Source organism: Streptomyces albus subsp. chlorinus, assembly GCF_013302895.1.
Classification (GTDB): domain Bacteria; phylum Actinomycetota; class Actinomycetes; order Streptomycetales; family Streptomycetaceae; genus Streptomyces; species Streptomyces chlorinus.
Genome location: NZ_VJOK01000001.1, coordinates 457,923 through 476,940, shown reverse-complemented (window position 1 = coordinate 476,940; position 19,018 = coordinate 457,923). Strand labels below are relative to the sequence as shown.

10 protein-coding genes, 1 pseudogene and 1 riboswitch are annotated in these 19,018 nt (G+C 73.8%); of the genes and pseudogenes, 7 read left to right on the top strand and 4 right to left on the bottom strand.

What is annotated here, in order from left to right:
• From FM076_RS02215 to FM076_RS02200, 4 genes are all read right to left on the bottom strand, one after another.
• Positions 1-724 (bottom strand): energy-coupling factor ABC transporter ATP-binding protein (locus FM076_RS02215; RefSeq protein ID WP_173868260.1); only part of this gene is annotated, 724 nt, incomplete at its 3' end.
• The gene (gene cbiQ, locus FM076_RS02210; protein ID WP_173868259.1) at positions 721-1,470 is read right to left on the bottom strand and encodes a cobalt ECF transporter T component CbiQ; all 750 of its coding nucleotides are present in this window, start codon (positions 1,468-1,470) and stop codon (positions 721-723) included. The genes cbiQ and FM076_RS02215, both read right to left, overlap by 4 nt.
• A 6-nt stretch (positions 1,471-1,476) precedes the next feature.
• A complete protein-coding gene (locus tag FM076_RS02205) occupies positions 1,477-1,962 on the bottom strand; it encodes an energy-coupling factor ABC transporter substrate-binding protein (protein WP_173868258.1) in 486 nt (161 codons plus the stop codon).
• Positions 1,959-2,666 carry an energy-coupling factor ABC transporter permease gene (locus FM076_RS02200; protein WP_173874456.1) on the bottom strand — a complete coding sequence of 236 codons (708 nt, stop codon included), beginning with the start codon at positions 2,664-2,666 and terminating at the stop codon, positions 1,959-1,961. Before FM076_RS02200 ends, FM076_RS02205 begins: the two co-directional genes overlap by 4 nt.
• A 30-nt stretch (positions 2,667-2,696) precedes the next feature.
• Positions 2,697-2,880: riboswitch (cobalamin riboswitch) on the bottom strand.
• 1,006 nt (positions 2,881-3,886) lie between these two features.
• Here FM076_RS02200 and FM076_RS02195 point away from each other — a divergent pair.
• From FM076_RS02195 to FM076_RS33285, 7 genes and pseudogenes are all read left to right on the top strand, one after another.
• The gene (locus tag FM076_RS02195; RefSeq protein ID WP_345944858.1) at positions 3,887-5,176 is read left to right on the top strand and encodes an MFS transporter; all 1,290 of its coding nucleotides are present in this window, start codon (positions 3,887-3,889) and stop codon (positions 5,174-5,176) included.
• Positions 5,148-8,996: a non-ribosomal peptide synthetase gene (locus FM076_RS02190; RefSeq protein WP_173868256.1), complete on the top strand. Its 3,849-nt coding sequence runs from the start codon at positions 5,148-5,150 to the stop codon at positions 8,994-8,996. Before FM076_RS02195 ends, FM076_RS02190 begins: the two co-directional genes overlap by 29 nt.
• A gap of 159 nt (positions 8,997-9,155) precedes the next feature.
• A complete protein-coding gene (locus FM076_RS02185) occupies positions 9,156-14,174 on the top strand; it encodes a non-ribosomal peptide synthetase (protein ID WP_173868255.1) in 5,019 nt (1,672 codons plus the stop codon).
• 1 nt (position 14,175) lies between these two features.
• Complete coding sequence (locus FM076_RS02180; RefSeq protein WP_173868254.1) at positions 14,176-14,889, top strand: thioesterase II family protein; 714 nt, start codon at positions 14,176-14,178, stop codon at positions 14,887-14,889.
• On the top strand, positions 14,886-15,740 hold the full coding sequence (locus FM076_RS02175) for an SDR family oxidoreductase (RefSeq protein WP_173868253.1): 855 nt from the start codon (positions 14,886-14,888) through the stop codon (positions 15,738-15,740). The genes FM076_RS02180 and FM076_RS02175 overlap by 4 nt, the downstream gene beginning before the upstream one ends.
• An 89-nt stretch (positions 15,741-15,829) precedes the next feature.
• Complete coding sequence (locus tag FM076_RS02170; protein ID WP_173868252.1) at positions 15,830-18,700, top strand: amino acid adenylation domain-containing protein; 2,871 nt, start codon at positions 15,830-15,832, stop codon at positions 18,698-18,700.
• Positions 18,697-19,018, top strand: a pseudogene (locus FM076_RS33285) (ATP-grasp domain-containing protein); the annotation flags it as partial. The gene FM076_RS02170 and the pseudogene FM076_RS33285, both read left to right, overlap by 4 nt.

Sequence of the window (19,018 nt, the reverse complement as noted above, 5' to 3'; positions counted from 1 at the left end):
CGGCGCGGGCCAGCAGGTCGCGGCGGGCCAGCGCCGTGGCCACCGGGCCGGTGCGCAGGCCCTCGGGGGTGAGCAGCGCGGCGTCGTCGGCCCACCGCAGGGCCAGATCCACGTCGTGGGTGGCCATGACGACGGTCGTACCCGCCTCCTGGAGGGACCGGAGGGTGGCCAGGAGGCGCTCCTGGCCGTCCGGGTCGAGCCCCGCCGTGGGCTCGTCGAGTACCAGGACGCGGGGACGCATCGCGACGGCACCCGCGATGGCGGTCCGCTTGCGCTGGCCGTAGGAGAGCAGATGGGTGGGGCGGTCGGCCAGGGCGGTGATGTCGAGCGCGGCGAGCGCCTCGGTGACGCGGGCACGGACCTCGGCGTCGGACAGGCCAAGATTCAGCGGACCGAACGAGACGTCCTGCTCGACGGAGGCCGCGAACAGCTGGTCGTCCGGGTCCTGGACGACCAGCTGGACGGTGGTGCGCAGCCGGGTCAGCCCCTTGCGGTCGTACGTCACCGGGCGGCCCTGCACCCTCACCTCGCCCGTGCGTGGGCGCAGGCCGCCGCTGAGCAGCCGCATGAGGGTCGTCTTCCCGCTGCCGTTGCGTCCGAGGAGCGCCACCGCGCGGCCGTCGCGGACCTCGAAGTCCAGGCCGCCGAGCACGTCGGGCCCGTCCTCGTACGCGTAGGAGACGCCGCGCAGAGCGACCAGGGGCTCGCTCTTGCCGCTGTTCATGGCAGAAACCTTTCCAGGACGAAGGTGAGGGCCACCAGACCCGCCAGGAGCGTGCTGCTCGCGGCAAGGAACGGCCGGGAGACGCGGGCCTCGGGCAGCAGCACGCGCAGGGTGCCGTCGTAACCGCGCCCCGCGAGCCCGGCCTGCAACCGGCTCGCCCGGTCGAAGGCCCGCACGAAGGCGGTGGCGCCGAGACCGGCGAGCGACCGCCAGGCCGCGGCCCGGGTGGTGTGTCCGAGCCGTGCGGACTGCGCCTGCCGGACGCGGCTGGTGGAGTCGAGCAGGAGGAAGGTCATGCGGTACGTCACGAGGGCGACGTCCACCACCGCGGCCGGCACCCCGGCCCTGGTCAGGCGGGGCAGCAGGTCCGACATCGGGGTGGTGAAGGCGAACAGCAGCACACCCAGCGAGGCGGCCGAGGTGCGCAGCAGCAGACCGCCGGCCCGCTGGGGTCCGCCGTCCGCGAGGGAGACGAACCCCTCGGGACCGCCGAGCTGTACGAGCAGGGTCAGGGCCCCGGTGACGCAGAATCCGAGCGGGATCCGGTAGGCACGCCACACCTTGCGGGCCGGAACGCCCGCCGGGCCCAGCAGGATCGCCAGAGCCGCGGCCAGCACCAGTGCCGCGCCGGGCCAGGGCGGCAGGGAGACGGCGAGGACGGTGAGACCGAGTCCGAGCACGGCCTTGTCCACGGGATGGCGGCGGCGCCAGCGACTGCTGTGCGCCGCCGCGTCGAGGGGCAGCACCGGGGCTCAGACCCCGCCGGTCCCGGGCCGGGAGGCGTCCGCCGGCCCGCCGTCCGGCTCGGTCCCCTTCCCGGTACCGGTACCGGGAAGGGGACCGGAACCGGTTCGGTCCAGGGCTTCGGCCACGGTCCCGCTGGGGGTGCCTGCGCCGGCGCCGGTTTCGGCGGACGCGCCGGCGAGGCGGGCCCGTGCGCGCCGCTCGCCCTGCCGGCGTCCCCTGCGCAGTCCGAAGTAGTAGGCGAGGACGCCCGCGCCGAGCGCCGCCTGCAGGGCGAAGAGCGCCGACTCGATCTCGCCGGAGGGCGGTTCGTACAGGGGGGAGAACCAGGGTTTGTAGTCCGGTTCCAGTTCGGTGATCGCCGATTCCGCCTGGGCGTCGGCCCCCGTGAACGGCTCCTTCTTGCCGTCGCCGAGGCCGAGCGCCAAGGGCAGCACCGCGAGCGCGGCGACGAGCACCAGCAGCAGGGTGTTGATCTTCGTGTTGCGGCTCATCGGGCAGCGGCCTCCGTCCCGGCCGCGGTGGCGGGCCGCCTGTCGTCCCGCAGCACCCCGAGCCGGGTCAGCTCTCCCTTGCTGGACTGCACCAGCAGCCGCATCACCAGGACGGTGAGCAGCCCCTCGCTGACGGCCAGCGGGATCTGGGTGACGGCGAAGATGCCGCCGAACTTGCCCAGCGCCCCGAGGAAGCCGCTGCCGGGGTCGGGGAACGCCAGGGCGAGCTGGACGCTGGTGACGCAGTACGTGGACAGGTCGGCGACGAACGCCCCGAAGAAGACGGGCACCATGGGCGGCATCGAGTACCGCCCGAGCAGCCGGTAGGCGCCGTAGCCCGCCCACGGTCCCACGACGGCCATGGAGAAGACGTTGGCGCCCAGAGTGGTCAGCCCGCCGTGTGCGAGCAGCAGCGCCTGGAAGAGCAGCGTGATGGTACCCAGGACCGCCATGATCGGCGGCCGGAAGAGGATCGCACCGAGACCGGTTCCGGTGGGATGGGAGCAGCTTCCCGTCACCGAGGGCAGCTTGAGGGCCGACAGGACGAAGGTGAAGGCCCCGGAGGCGCCGAGGAGCAGCGTGCTCTCCGGGTGTTCCTTGACCTCGCGGGTGAGAGAACGCACTCCGTGGACGACGAACGGCGCTGACGCGGCACCCCAGGCGATGGCGTGCGCCGGCGGGAGAAAACCCTCGGCTATATGCATGGTTGAGCAGACCCTCTCCAGCACCTCGTGGATGGACAACACGCCTTGGCCGGTCTCCTGGCTGACGGGCCGTACCGCCCGGACTCCGCCTTCCCGGGTGCGTACGCACCCAGTGGCTGCCGCGAGGGCTGGAGCCGGACTTCCCGATCACAGTGGCGAGGGCCGCACCGGCATCACACCGGATTTCCCGTGCACCAAGGCGTGGCGACGATAGTGCGTGGTCGCGACGACTGACAACCTGCGCAGACGGTGCAGTGGTGGCGCATCGGGGCGCGCGTCACCGCAGCGTGCACCCTTGGTCAAAGGTTGAGCCGGGTTCCGGAATACGGCTGCTTCAGGCCCGGGATCGTGGCGCGCGCTGATGCGGGACAATGCCGCAGCCGTTTTTGTCCGCGCCGGCGGGAGGAAGACGGAAGAGATGCCGCCGATCCGGTCGGAAGCGGCATGGAAAGGGAGAGGTAAACACTCTGCTTCGTATTCGGTTCCGCAAACCGACTCGTCCACCTGTGGTTCCGGAACGGACTCGCCGCGTGCGTGGCGGAGGGAATGGGCCGCTCGGCGGGATTTCCCCTCTCCTTTCCCGGGGAAAATCGGCGTCACAAGGGGCGGTGCCATGCCCGTGCGGAATTCGGGGCCGCCCGTCGAGGTGCCGGCCGGGAGGCGGTGTCGCAGGTCTGGGCGGTCGGTGTGCCGGCTCTCCGGAGAGGGTCCGGGCGTCCGGCCGCGCCGTGTCCGGGGACGCGGTCGGGCGCCGCGCTGCGAAGTGGCGGATTCCGCTCTGTTGAGGGCGGCCGGAGTGTCAGCTTCCGTGTCCCGCCCCCTCCCTCGCCCCTCGCTCCTGTCTGCGGCTTCGTGTCAATCATGTGGCTACAAGTCCGGAACAGGTCATTTTCCGCTGCAAGATCATGATTGACCGCCCGTGGGTAACCTGCTAGAACAGGCGTCGCAAAAGCGCCCCGCTTCGGTGGGCGCGTCAACACGGGGGCACTTTGGGGGACATCAACGGGGGATGACCGCGTCCTGAAGGACCGGGGAACAGTCGGTACGAGAATTCATTCACCTTGGCGCCGTGGAAACGACGGACCGTTGCGCTCGCACACACCTTGCGCGACCGGTCCGCTCCGGCGTCTTTCTTTCGCATAGGGAACACGGTCCGGTGTGCACACCACGTCGTCCCGCCTGATTCTGCTGCCCTTTTCGGTCTACCGAGCGGTGTGAATGTGAAAGCTTACCTGAATCTTTTACGCATAGGGGACTACCGTCTCCTGTGGTCCGCCCTGGTGCTCAACCTCCTCGGAGACGGCGCGACGTACGCCGCCCTCGCCTGGATCACACTCGGCAAGGCGGGCGCCGCCGGGCTCGGCGTCCTGGGGGTCTGTCTCACGCTGCCGGTGATCGTCGGCGGTGCGGTCGTCGGCCCGCTGCTCGACCGGTTCTCCCGGCGCAAACTGTTCATCTACGACTCGGTCTTCCGCGGTGCGGTCGTCGCGCTCATCCCGCTGCTGGCCGTCAGCGGCGCGCTCGCCGTCTGGCACCTGTACGCGGTGGCCCTGGTCTACGGGCTGCTGAAGATCATTCCGCTGGCGGGCACCCCCGCCGTCCTGCCCGAACTGGTGCCGGCGGACAAGCTGCAGGCCGCCTCCGGACTGGAGGCCACCGCGATGGGGGCCGCCAACGTCCTCGGACCGGCCATCGGCGCGGGGCTCATCACAGCGTTCGGCGCCCCCAACGTGCTGCTGCTCGACGCCGCGACCTATCTGCTGTTCGCCCTCCTCATCAGCCGCATCAAGGCTCCCCTGGCGCGGCCCGAGCCGTCCGGCGACGGCGCCGCCGAGGCCGGCAAGCCCGGCTGGGCACCGGTGTTCCTGCTCATCGTGCGCGACCGCTTCCTGCTGGTGCTCACGCTCTCCTTCGGCGCCTTCAACGTCTCGGCCGGGGCCCTGGTGGTGGCGATCCCCTGGCTCGCCAGGTACGAGTTCCACAGCGGGCCCGGGGTGCTGGGCCTGATGCTCGCGGTGATGGCGGCGGGCGAGCTGATCGGCTCGCTGGTGTCCGGGGCCGTGGAGACCTCGGAGAAGCAGATGCTGCGCATCGGCGTGCTGCAACTCCTCTCCGGCGCGGTGCTGTTCCTCCTCATCCCCACCGCGCTGCCGTGGATCCTCCTCGGTCTCGCGCTGAACGGCGTCCTCTCCGCGCCCATGACGGTGCTCGGCGGTGTGGTGCGGATGACGCGGGTGCCCGACGAGATGCGCGGCCGGGCCATGACCCTGATGCGCACCGTCATGGCCGGTGCGCTGCCCGCCGGTTCCGCGCTCGGCGGCATGCTGCTGAGCGGCAGCGACTACCACGCCCTCATCTTCGGCGTCGCGGCCCTGGCCACCGCGCCCGGCCTGCTCACCGTCGTCCTCTTCCGCCGTACTCCCTTCAGACTGGGGGTGACAGCAGCCGATGACCAGCGCGCCGAGCGGGGCCCCGACCCCGATGCCGAGACCGTTCCCGCCACCTCCTGAGACCCCTCCCTCGTCCCCGGGCCGGTCCGGGGACGACGCCGAGGCGGTCCTCCTGGTCACGGACCGCTCCCGCACCGGCGGGGGCGGGGCCGGACCCCTCGGCCGGCTGCGGCTGCCCGGCGCGGCCGGGCCCGCCTCCCTCGCCGCCCTCGCCCTGGTCCTGCACCGCTGGACCGGGCAGCGCCGGATGCTGGTCGACGCGGACCTGACCGACGGCGGAACCGGTGCCCTCGCCCTCACCGTGGTGCCCGGGGAGCCGTCGGCCGCGCTGCTCGCCCGGACCGGCGCCGCGATGCCCCACGGCACACCGACGGGCAGGGGCGTGCTGGTCACCGACCGGCCGGTCCCCGAGGACGGCGGCTGGGACATCGTCCTGACCAGGGACGGCGAGGCTTTGCTGCTGGGCTGGCGCGCCGCGCTGTTCACCAGGGAGACGGCCGAACGGCTGGGGCGTCACCTCCGGCTGGCCGCCGCCTTCCTGACGGGTCATCCGGACGCCCCGGTGCGTCAGGCCGAGCTGCTGGAGGCCGGTGAACGCGAACTGGTGCTGCGCGGGTTCAACGACACGGCGCGGCCCCGCCCCGCCTCGGCCACCGTGCACCAGCTCTTCGTACGGCAGGCCCGCCGCGCCCCGTCCGCGCCGGCGGTCACCTGGCGGGGGACGACGCTGACCTACGCCGAACTCGACGAGCGGAGCGACCGGCTGGCAGCGGCGCTGCGGGCGTCCGGGGCGCGGCCCGGCGACCGGATCGGGCTGCGCACCGGACGGACCCCGGGCCTGCTCGTCGGGGCGCTGGGCATCCTCAAGGCGGGCTGCGCCTATCTCGCCCTGGAACCGGACCACCCGGCCGAGCGCACCGAGTGGCTGCTCGCCGACTCCGGCGTCTCGCTCCTGGTCGCACCGGCCGGCACGGCGTTGGACTTCGCCTTCCTTGGAACGGTGCTCGACGCCATGGACGCCACGGGGGAGACGCCCTCGGCGCCTCCGGGCACGCCGGGCACACCCGGCGACCTCGCCTACGTCTGCTACACCTCCGGCACCACCGGCACCCCCAAGGGCGTGGAGGTGACGCACGGCAACGTGGTGCGGCTGGTGTGCGGCGCCTCCTATGTGCGCTTCGGCCCGGACATGGCCGTCATGCCGACCGGTTCGATCGCCTTCGACGCCAGCACCTTCGAACTGTGGGGCCCGCTGCTGAACGGCGGACGGGTACACCTGACCGACAGCGACACGGTGCTGGACGCCCACGCGCTCGGCCGGGAGCTGGCGGAGCACGGCGTCACCACGCTGTGGCTGACCTCCCCGCTCTTCAACCAGCTGGTGGAACAGGACCCGGCCGCCTTCGCCCCGCTGCGCGAACTCGTCGTCGGCGGTGACGTCCTGTCTCCCGTGCACGTGGCCAAGGCGATGGACGCCTGCCCGCGGCTGGCACTCGTGAACGGCTACGGCCCCACCGAGAACACCACCTTCTCGGTCACCCACCGCATCGGCCGCGCCGACCTGGAGCGCATCCCGATCGGCCGGCCCATCGCCAACTCGACCGCCTACGTACTGGACGAGGACGGCCGCCCCTGCCCGGTCGGCGTGCCCGGCGAGCTGTACCTGGGCGGAGCCGGTGTCGCCCGCGGCTACCTGGGGCGCCCCGGGCTGACCGCGGAACGCTTCGTGCCCGACCCGTTCGCGGACCGCGAGGCGGGCCAGGACGAGACGGACGAGGACGAGCCGGGCCGGGACAGGGAGGGCCAGGACGCGGCGGCCGGCGGCCCGCGGCTCTACCGCAGCGGCGACCTGGCACGCTGGCGGCCCGACGGGGTGCTGGAGTTCCTGGGCCGGCGCGACCACCAGGTGAAGGTGCGCGGCTTCAGGATCGAACCGGCGGAGATCGAGAAAGCCATGACCGGCCACCCCGGCGTCGCCGAGGCCGTCGTCGTGGCCCGCTCCCGCCCCAGCCGCACCGACACGTACCTGTGCGGCTACTACACGGCGCGGCCGGACCACCGTACGGGCAGCGGCACGGACACTCCCGCACCGGCCGCGCCCGCGCCGGAAGAGCTGCGGGCCGCCCTCGCCTCGGCGCTGCCCGACCACATGGTCCCCGCCTTCCTGGTGCCGCTGGCCGGACTGCCGCTCAACCACAACGGGAAGGTGGAACGCTCCCTGCTGCCCGACCCCGACGGCGCGCACCTGCTGGAGTCGGCCTCCTATGTGCCGCCCCGCGACGCGTTCGAGCGGATCCTGGTGGAACTGGCGCAGGACGCCCTGGGCATCACCGGCGTCGGCACCGCCCACGATCTGCGGGACCTGGGCGCGGACTCGCTCACCGCGACACTGCTGGCCGCGGGGGTGCGGCGGCGGCTGGAGCGCGCGTGCCCCGTCAGCGCGGTACTGGCCGAGGGCACCCTCGCCCGGCTCGCCGCACGGCTGCGTACCGCCCCGCGGCATCAGCGAACCGGCATCCCCCCGGCACCACGGCAGCCCACCCACCCGCTCACACCGCAGCAGCGGCAGCTCTACTTCGAGCAGCTGAAGGACGAGGGCGCGGTGCACTACAACGTGCCCGTCACCCTCGACCTGCCCGCCGGCACCGAGCCGGGGCGGCTCGCCGCCGCACTCCAGCGGCTCGCCGCACGGCACGACGCGCTGCGCACCCGCTTCGTCGCCGAGGACGGGGAGATCCGGCAGCGCGTCGAGCCCGCCGTGCGGGTACCGGTGCGCATCGACGACAGACCGCCCGGGCCGCTGCGGGACTTCGTGCGCCCCTTCGACCTGGCGGAGGCACCCCTGTGGCGGGCGGAGATCCACCGCACGGCCGCGCGGGTCACGCTCCGCCTCGACCTGCACCACATCGTGGTCGACGGCTACTCGCTGGCGCCGCTCTTCGCCGACCTCGCGGCACTGTACGCCGGTGCGGAGCCGGGACCGCCGCCGCTCCAGTACCGCGACTACGCCCACTGGCTGGCGGGGGAGCGGGGCGCCGCCCTGAGGGAGGCCCAACGCCCCTACTGGGAGCAGGTGTTCGCCACCCCGCCCGACCCGGCCGACCTGCCCACCGACGCGCCCCGCCCGCCGCTGCGCGCGCTCGACGGCGCCGTGGTCACCCGTGACCTGGGGCAGGCGAGGACCGCGCGGCTGCGCGAGGCGGCCCGCGGGCACGGCGCGACCCTCTTCGCCGTCCTGTCCTCCGCCTACAGCCTGCTGCTCGCCGCGCTCAAGGGCAGCGGTGACGTGACCGTGGGCGTGCCCGTCTCCGGCCGCACGGTGCCGGGGCTGGAGGGCACGGTGGGCATGTGCGCCAACACGGTCTGCCTGCGCTCGGCGGTCGAACCCGCCCTGGACTACGGCACCTTCCTGCGCCGTACCGCCGAGGCGGCCGAGGGTGCCTTCGCGCACCAGGACTTCCCGTTCGAAGACCTGGTGGCGCTGGCCGCCCCGGTCAGGGACTACAGCCGCACCCCCGTGTTCGACGCGCTCATCGCGCTGCACAGCGGGCGGTACCTGTCCGTCGACTTCCAGGGCGCCAGGGTGCCGCTGCGCCTGGAACAGACCGGGCAGGCCGTCTTCGACCTCAACCTCCAGATCCACGAGCACGCCGGCACCCTCCGGCTCGCCTGGCAGTACGCCTCCGGGCTGCTGCGCCGGGAGACCGTCGAGGGATGGCTCGGCACCTTCACCGCCCTGCTCGACGCGCTGTGCGCCGACCCCTCGGCCCCACTCGGCGCCCTGCTGCCCGGCCTCGCCCGGTCCCTGCCGCGACCTGCCACCGGGCCGGGAGCCGCACCGGAACCTGACGACGGCTTCGACTTCGACTTCGACCTCTGACCCCGCCGTCCCCGGCCCGCGCCCCCTCCCACCAGGAGGAACGCGGGCGGTGGCCGCGATCCCGACCGGGAGGCCCGCACGGCCGAGGCCGCGCGCGGCCCGTCCCGGCGTCGCTCCACGCACCGCTCGACCTCTCACCGCACTGTGCAGGAGACATCCATGCAACTGCTCGACTCCGAGGCAGCACGCTCCGCACCGTCACCGCAGGCCGCGTACTGGCGATCCCAGCTGGCCTCGCTCGCGGAGACGTCCGGGTTCCTGCCCGACTTCCGTCCACCCGCCGGCCGCGACGGCACCGGCCCGGCACCGACCCGGCGCGGCACCCACGCCGAGCCGCTCGGCGCGGACCTCACCGAACGGCTCGACCGGATCAGCCGGGGCCGCCCCGGGACGCTGGCCGTCCTCCTCACCTCCGCGCTGGCCGCACTGCTGGGCCGGTGCACGGGCCGGCAGGAGGTGACCGTCTGTGTGCCGAAGCGGAACGCCGGGCCGCCGTTCGCCGACGGTCCCCTTCCGGTCACCGTGGACCTGAGCGGCTCCCTGCGCGAGCTGCTGGTCCGGGTCGGCGCCGGGATCCGGGACGCGGAGCGGAACCAGGACTGCGACGTGGCGGCGCTCGCCGCCGAACTGGGCGTGACCGGCGCCCTCGACACCGGGCTGGCACTCGACGGCCACCACGGCACCGGCTTCACCGCACCCGGTGTGATGCTCACCGCCTCCCGGACCGGGGAGGAGCTGACGGTCGCTTTCACCTACGACGCGCACCGCTTCGCCGGGACCTCCGTGCGCCACCTCGGCGCCCACTTCCGGCGCCTGCTGGAGTCAGCCACCGAGGAGCCCGACCGGCAGCCGGCCACCGTCGGCCTGTGGAGCGCGGAGGACGAGCGGACCGTCCGCGCGGCCAACGACACCGCGCGCCCCTTCGACGAGAACGCCACCCTGCACGGCCTGTTCACCGCCCAGGCGGCCCGCACCCCCGACGCCCCGGCGCTGCTGACCGACGAGGGCACCGTCACCTACGGCGAGCTGGACGCCCGTGCCGACCGGCTCGCCCACACCCTCAGGGAACGCGGCGTCGGCCCCGGCTCGATCGTCGCGCTGGTCACCGAGCGCTGTCCGCAGATGATGACGGCCCTCCTGGCCGTGCTGAAGGCCGGCGCCGCCTACCTGCCCGTCGACCCGTCGTACCCGCAGGCCCGCATCGACCACCTGCTGACCGACAGCGCCGCCACGCTGGCCCTGCACCAGGCCCGGTTCGGCGCGCTGGTGGGCGCGACCCCGGCCCTCGACCTGGACGACCCGGGTTCGTACGCGGACCGCGCGGGCCCGGTGGACGAGACGGCGGGCGCGGGGGACGTCGCCTACGTCATCTACACCTCCGGGTCGACGGGACGGCCCAAGGGCGTCCTGGTCGAGCACCGCGGCGCCGTCAACCGGCTGCAGTGGATGCAGCGGGCCTACCCGCTCGACGCGCGGGACGTCATCCTGCAGAAGACCTCCATCTCCTTCGACGTCTCCGTGTGGGAGCTGTTCTGGTGGTCCCTGGGCGGCGCGGCGCTGGCACTGCCCGCACCGGGCACGGAGAAGGACCCGGCCGCGCTGCTCGCGGCCCTCGACCGGCACCGGGTGACCACGCTGCACTTCGTACCCTCCATGCTGGGCATGTTCCTCGGCCACCTCGACAGGTTCGGCGGCGGGGAGGCCACGCGAGCGCTGCGGCAGGTCTTCACCAGCGGCGAGGCCCTCGCGCCCGCGCACGCCGACGGCTTCGCGCGGCTCGTCCCGCACGCCCGGCTGGTCAACTTGTACGGGCCCACCGAGGCGACGGTCGATGTCACCCACCAGCCCGTCGAGGGGCTCGGTGACCGGGCCCGGCTGCCCATCGGACTGCCCATCGACAACATCCGGCTGTACGTGCTCGACGGCGAGGGGCGGCAGGCGCCCGTCGGCGTCCCCGGCGAACTGCACATCGCCGGTGTCGGCGTGGCCCGCGGCTACCTGGGGCGGCCCGAGCTGACCGGGGAGCGCTTCGTCACCGGCGAGGCGGTGCGGGCCGCGACCGGCGAGGAGCGGCTCTACCGCACCGGCGACCTGGCGCGCCGGCTGCCCGACGGCGCCCTGGAGTACCTCGGCCGCGTCGACGAGCAGGTGAAGGTGCGCGGCTTCCGCGTCGAACCCGGCGAGATCGAGGAGCGGCTGCGCGCCCACCCACGGGTGCGGGACGCGGCCGTCGTCGCCGTGGACGACGGGTGGCAGACCTCCCTGCGCGGCTTCGCGGTGCTGACCGGCGAGGCCGGCGAGGCGGAACTCAAGGAGCACCTGGCGGCGGCCCTGCCCGGTTACATGGTGCCCGGCCGTCTCATCGCCGTGGACGAGCTGCCGCTGACCCCCAACGGCAAGCTGGACCGGGCGGCCCTGCGCCGTCCCGAGGCCCTGCGCCGACGGGCCCCCGGACATGTGCCGCCGCGCACCCCGCGCGAGGAGACGCTGGCCGGCATCTGGTGCCAGGTGCTGGGCCGCGAGCGGGTGGGGGTGAAGGACAACTTCTTCGCGCTGGGCGGCAACTCCATCCACTTCGTCTCCGTCCTGGCCAAGGCCCGGGAGGCAGGGCTGGACTTCACCTTCCAGCAGCTGTTCCGGCACCAGACCATCGCCCAGCTGGTGGCGTCCATGGAGGGGGCGGCAGGCGGGGAGGAGGCCGCGGAGGACGTGGCGGCCCGCGGCGCCTTCCGGCCCTTCGAGCTGGTGTCCGACGAGGACCGGGCCCTGCTTCCCGACGACGCCGAGGACGCCTATCCGCTGTCCATGCTCCAGGCGGGACTGATCTTCCAGACGGAGATCACCGGCGGCCTGGGCCAGTACCACGACGTCCTCAGCTACACGGTCACCGGCGCCTTCGACGAGGCGGCCTTCACCGAGGCCGTGAGGCTGCTGACGCTGCGGCACCCGATCCTGCGCACCACCTACCACCTGACCGGCTACAGCGAGTTCCTCCAGATCGTGCACCGCCAGGTGCCGCCCCCGCTGACCGTCACCGACCTGCGGCACCTGGACGAGGACGGGCAGGCGGCCTGGCACGAGGAGTGGCTGGCCGCGGAGAAGGCCCGCCGCTTCGTGTGGGAGGAGGGCGGCCTGGTCACCCTGCACGTGCAGATCCTCGGCGACGAGCTGTACCGGTACACCGTCAGCCAGCACAACTCGGCGCTGGACGGCTGGTCCATCTCGCTGCTGCACACCCAGCTGTTCGAGCTGTACCACCAGGTGCGGGAGGGCCGGGACACGGTCAGGCCCGCCGTCGACAACCATCTGCGCAACTTCGTCGGCCTGGAGGCCGAGGCGCTGCGCTCCGCCCGGTCCAAGGAGTTCTGGCGCACGGTCATGGCCGACCCGCACCCGGCCGGCGTACCGCCGAAGCCGGACGCGGAGCCCAGCGACGACTTCCGCGTCGTCCTGCGGGACGTACCGCTGCCGAAGGGCCTCACCCAGCGCGTCGAGGCCACCGCGGACGCCCTGTCGGTGCCGTTCAAGGACGTGCTGCTGGCCGCGCACATGAAGGTGCTCGGCCTGGTGAGTGGGCAGTCCGTCGTGATGACCGGCTACGAGCACAGCGGCCGGCCCGAACTTCCCGGCGCGGAGACGACGCTGGGACTGCACCTGAACACGGTGCCGTTCCAGATCGAGGTGGCCGGGGGCAGCTGGGCCGACCTGGTGCGCCGGGTCTACCAGGCCGAGCTGGAGCTGCTGCCGCACCGGCGCTACCCGATGGCGCGGATGAAGCAGGACCTGGCCACCCAGCGGCAGCTGTTCTCCACCACGTTCAACTTCACGCACTTCTACCTGCTGAAGAACCTGCGCGAGCTGCCCGAGTTCTCCATGCTCCAGATGCGGGTGGACTCCGAGACGGAGTTCCCCTTCCGCACCGAGTTCTCCCGGCACTTCGCGGACGACGAGGTGCAGCTGTGCCTGCACTACCACACACAGCTGTACGACGAGGCGCAGATCGACCGGATCGGCGGCTACTTCGTGCGGGTGCTGGAGCTGATGGCGAGCGAGCCCGACGCCCCCCACGAGGCCCACCAACTGCTGGACGAGGCGGACCTCGCGCTGCTGGGCACCGCGCCGGGGAGCGAGCGGACCGCTGACGCGCCGCGTCCCGAGGGCACCGCCTCCCGGGCCACGGTGGAGCGGATCCGCGCGGTCTGGCAGCAGATCCTGGGGCTGACGGCGGAGGAGATCGGTGACGGCGACGACTTCTTCGCGCTGGGCGGCAACTCGCTCTCGGCGCTGCGCGTCGTGCTCGAACTGGACGGACTGGTCACCCTCACCGACCTCACCCGCATCCCGCGGCTGGGCGAACTGGCCGCCCTGGCCGACGGCCGCGGGGAGGAGGACGAGGAACTGCTGCACCTGCTGACCTCCACCGGCCGCGACGCGCGGGCGGCCGTCCTCTGCGTGCCGTATCCGTGCGGGCACCCGGTCAACTTCAAACCGCTGGCCGAGGCCGTCGAGAAGCGCACCGGGGACCTGGTGGTCTACGGACTGGAGCCGCCGGGGCACAACCCCAGCCGCCCGGGCCGGTTCACCGACGTGCCGGAGACCGCCGAGCGGGTGGTCGCCGAGATCGAGCGGAAGGCCGACCTGCCGCTGATCCTGTGGGGCCACTGCGGCGGCGCCGCCGTCACCGTCGAGCTGGCCCGGGTGCTGGAGGAGCGCGGCTTCGACCTGCGGGCGGTCTTCATCGGCTCCAAGCTGCTGCCGCCGGCCCCGGACATGCGCGAGTCGATCGGGATGATCGAGAGCTGGACCGACGAGCAGATCATCTCCTACATGGTCGAGGAGACCGGCTACTCCGAGCTGGACGGCCTCGACGAGCGCTACACCTCGTTCACCGGCGACCTGTTCCGGCACGACGTGTGCGGCGGCTACCGGTACTTCGTCGCCCTGACCGAGCAGGATCCCGGGTGGCGGATCGAGGCGCCCTTCACCGTCGTCGTCGCGGACGACGACAAGGGGCTCACCCACGCCGCCGACGCGTATCGCTGCTGGGAACGGGTGGCCGGCACCGTCCGCTTCCACCGGCTCGCCTCGGGCGGCCACTACTTCGTGCGCGGCAATCCGGCCGCGACCGCGGAACTGATCGAGCGGGCGTGGGCGTCCGCCGCCGAGTTGGAGGACTGACATGCGGATTCCCGTGCTCTGCTTCCCGTTCGCCGGTGCCGGGGCCTCCGTGTACCGCCGCTGCCAGGAGTACGGCAGCGACGCCGTACGGATCACCCCCGTCCAGCTGCCGGGCCGCGAGGAGCGGTTCGGCGAGCCGCTGCACACCGAGGTGACGGCCGCGGTGGACAGCCTGCTGCCCGAGGTCCTCGACCTGGTGGCCGGGTACCCCAGGGTGGCGCTCTTCGGCCACAGCCTCGGCGCCGTGCTGGCCTACGAGACGGCCCACCGGATCGCCGGGCTGGGCCGGCCCGAGCTGGTCACCCTCGTGGTCAGCGGCTCGCCCGGACCCTGGACGCAGCGCGAGAGGCGCGCCACCGGCCTGACCGACGAGGAGTTCCTGCGCCAGGTGCGGGAGTTCGCCGGGTACAGCCACCCCGCCCTCGAACACCCGGAGCTGCGCGAGATGCTGCTGCCTCCGCTGCGGGCCGACGTGGAGATGCACGAGAACTACCGGGCGCCCTCCGACAAGCCGCTGTCCGTCCCCGTCGTCTCCGTACGCGGCCAGGACGACGAACTGGTCTCCCGCGCCCAGGCGGCCGAGTGGGAGACCGCCACCACCGGCGGCTGCCGGCAGGCGGAACTCCCCGGCGGCCACATGTACCTGGTGGACGACCCGGCCGGGCTGATGCGGCTCCTGGAAGAGGAGACGGCCGGTCAGGGGGCGGGCAGATGACCGGAGTGCTCACCGCGGCGCCGCTCGCGGGCAAGGCCGCCGTCATCACGGGGTCGGCCCGTGGCATAGGCCGGGCGTGCGCACTGGCGTACGCCCGCGCCGGGGCGGACCTCATGCTCACCGACATCGCCCGCGACCTGCCGGGCGTCCCCTACCCGCTGGGCACGGCCGGCCAGCTGGCCCACACCGCGCACCTGTGCCAGGAGGCGGGGGCGGACACCGCGGTGGTGACCACCGCCGAGGCGGACGTACGCGATCTGGACGCCGTACGCTCCGTCGTCGCGGGGGCCCTGGACCGGTTCGGCCGCATCGACGTGCTGATCAACAACGCGGGCATCGCGGCGCCGTCCGGCAAGACCGTGCACGACATCACGCCCGAGGAATGGGACCTGATGCTGGACGTCGACGTCTCGGGCGCCTGGCGGATGCTCCGCGCGGCCGGCGCGGCGATGACCCGGCAGCGCGCGGGCAGCGTCATCAATGTCTCCTCCACCGCGGGGCTGGTCGGCTACCGGCACTTCGCCGGATATGTGACGGCCAAGCACGCGCTGGTCGGGCTGACCAAGTCTGCCGCGCTGGACCTGGCCCCGTTCGGGGTGCGGGTCAACGCGCTGTGCCCCGGCTCCGTCCGGGACGACGAGCGGGCCGAGGGCCGGATGCTCAGCGAGATCGCCCGCTCCCTCGACGTCCCGGTGGCCGAGCACGAGGAGACGTTCGTGTCCGCGCAGCCGATGAACCGGCTCATCGAGCCCGAGGACGTGGCGGGCGCCGCGGTGTGGCTGGGCTCCGACGCGTCCCGCCAGGTGACCGGCTCCACGGTCACCGTCGACGGCGGGTTCACCAGCCGGTGAGCGGCGGCGGCACGCCACCGGCGCACGGGGCCGGCAGCGGGGACGGCAGGGAGCGCGGGGAGAACGGGGAGAAGGGGGAGGGGACGAGGATGAACGACACCGGCCGACTGTGCCAGGCGCTGGCCGTGCGCCTGCACCAGGGCGCCGGCACCGAACAGTTGCGGGCCCGGCTCGACGCGTACGGCGGCGGCGCCCGGCTCTGGGTGGAGCACATCGACGAGGCTGCGGACGGTCCGCGTGCGGTGGCCCGGCGGGAGAGCGAGCTGTCCCGCCCGGCCGACCCGCGTACCGGGCCGGGGCTGCGGGCCGTCCTGCTGCGGTACGCGGACGGGCTGCGGGACCTGGTCGTGGTCGCCCACCGGGCGGTCCTGCCGGAACCCTGTGAACTGGTACGCCGGTTGCTGGGCGAACAGCCGTCCGGGCCAGAAGGCGCCACCGGGGCGGCGTCCGGCGGACGGGCCGGGCGAAGCGCCGCGAGCCCGGAGGAGAGTACCGCGCGTCAGGAGCGGCTGCGGGCGGCGCTCGACGACCTCGACCGCGTCCCGGCACCCGACTGGGGGCTGGGCACCGACGGCGCCGGCACCGTGGGCGCGCACCGCTTCCGGGTGGCGTCCGGCGGACAGGCCCCGGCCGAGGCCACCCTGCGGGCGGCCCTGGGACTGGTCCTCGCCCGCTGCACGGGACGGGCCGAGGTGGTGATCGGCCTGGACGCCGGGACGGTCGTGGCGTTCTCAGCCGAGGGAACGCAGAGCGTGGCCGCGTATCTGGAGCAGGTCGCCGGGGCCCGGCCCGCCGAGGGCCTCAGCCCCGTCGTCGGACTGCTGACCACCCGGGCCGCCGACGCCCTCACCGGCGACGGGGTGAAGGCCGAACCCTTCGCCGTCCGCCCGTTCCTGGCCCCGCCGCACGCGCTGTCGCTGCACATCGCCGACGACGGCTCCACCGTGCTGGAGGGCCGGTGCGCCTATCGGCACGCGGCCTTCGCGGACGCGGCGGCCGAGTGGTTCACCGGCATGCTGGCGACCGCCCACCGGGCGCTGCTGACCGCCGACCCGGCCACCCCGGTGGGGGAACTGCCGCTCTTCGACGAGGAGCAGCGGTCGGCACTGGCCCGGCTCGGCGGGCTGGGGCGCCGGCGGGAGGTGCCCGGCGAGCGGATCGAGGAGACCGTCGGCCGCCGCGCCGCCGCCGCACCGGACGCGCTCGCCCTCACCTTCGGGGACCAGCGGCTCACCTACCGGCAACTGGAGGAGCGCGCCGGCCGGTTCGCCGCCCGCCTGCGCGAGTTGGGGGTGGCGCCCGGCGACCGGGTGGGCGTGTGCCTGGACCGGTCGGCGGATCTCGTGGTGACGCTGCTGGCGGTGCTCAGGACCGGGGCGGCCTACGTGCCGATGGACCCCGCCTACCCGGCCGAGCGGCTGGCCTACACCACCGAGGACGCCGGTGTGTTCCTCGTCGTCACCGAGGCCGCTCAGTTCCCGGAGCGCGAGGGGCTGCGGCTGGTGAGCCCGGCCGCGCTCGACCGCCCCGCCGCGTCCCCCGGGCCCGCCCCGGCCGGGCTGTCGGCCGACGACGCGGCCTACGTCATCTACACCTCCGGCTCGACCGGCCGCCCCAAGGGCGTCGTGGTGCCGCACCGCAACGTCGCCGCCCTGCTGGCCGCCACCGAGGACGACTTCGGCCTCGGCGAGCGGGATGTGTGGACCCTCTTCCACTCCAGCGCGTTCGACTTCTCCGTCTGGGAGATCTGGGGCTGCCTGATGACCGGCGGACGGCTGGTGGTCGTGCCCTATTGGGCCTCCCGCGACCCCGCGCGGTTCGCCGGCCTGCTGGAGAGCGAGCGGGTCACGGTACTCAGCCAGACCCCCAGCGCCTTCGCGCAGCTGATGGCCCGGGACCGGGAGCGCGGTCTCGACGGGGCGGTGCGGCTGGTCGTCTTCGGCGGCGAGCCGCTGGACACCCGCCCGTTGCGGTTCTGGCTGGACCGCCACCCCGAGCGTGAGTGCCGCCTGGTCAACATGTTCGGCATCACGGAGACCACGGTGCACGTCACCGCGCAGACCGTCACCCGCAGCGAGGCGCTGACCGGATCGCGGTCGGTGGGCCGCCCGCTGCCCGGCTGGCACGTGTACGTCCTCGACCCGGAGGGCCGCCCGCTGCCGCCCGGTGTGGCGGGCGAGATCCACGTCGGCGGGGCGGGTGTGGCGGGCAGCTACCTCAACCGGCCGGAGCTGACCGCGCAGCGGTTCCTGCCCGACCCCCACGTCCGCGGTCCGATGTACCGCAGCGGCGACCGGGGCAGGCTGCTGCCCGACGGCCGGCTGGAGCACCTGGGACGCCTGGACAACCAGGTCAAGCTCCGGGGGTTCCGCATCGAACTGGACGAGATCCGCGCCCGGCTGCTGGAGGCCCCCGGCGTCACCGCCGCGGCCGTGGTCCTGCGCCAGGGCCAGGACGGCGACACCGCCGCAGCCAGGCTGGACGCCTATGTGGTCTTCGGCACCGCCGCCGCGCACCCGCCCCACGGCACCGACGGCACCGACGGCGGGGAGGACGGCACCGCGCGCGTACGGCGGCACGCCGCGCGCTTCCTGCCCGAACACATGGTGCCCGCCACCGTGACGGTCCTGCCCGCGCTGCCGCTGACCCCCAACGGCAAGGTGGACACCGGCCGCCTGCCGCTCCCGCTGACGGGCCCCTCCGACGCCGGCGAGGAGGGGGAACCGGCCGGGGACGACGTCGAGTCGCGGCTGCGCGCCGTGTGGGAGAAGGTCTTCGGGTTCCGGGTCGGGCTGGACGACGACTTCTTCTCCCTGGGCGGCAACTCCCTGCTCGGCGTCCGGCTGCTCGCCGGGCTGAAGGCCGCCGGACTGCCCGCCTTCCCGCTGCCGCAGCTCTACCTCCACCGCACCGTGCGGCAACTCGCCCCGGTGCTGGCCGGGCCGGAGGTGCCCGCATGACGCTGCTGCTGGTGGGCGCGGGATCCCAGGTCTACCGCGAGTACCTGCTGCGCCCGGTCGCCGGGGAGTACCGCGTCCACCTGCTGGCGGACCGCGAGCCCACCTGGGAGACGCCGTATCTGTCCGGGCACACCGTGGTGGACACCGCGGACGCGGCCGCGATGGCCCGCGCGGTCCGGACACTGCCCGTCGAGGGGGTGCTGACCTGGGACGACACCCGGGTGGTGCAGACGGCCGAACTGGCCGCGCTGCTCGGCCTGCCCGGCACCCCGCCGCACGCCGCGCTGGCCTGCCGGGACAAGCGGGCCACCCGCGAGG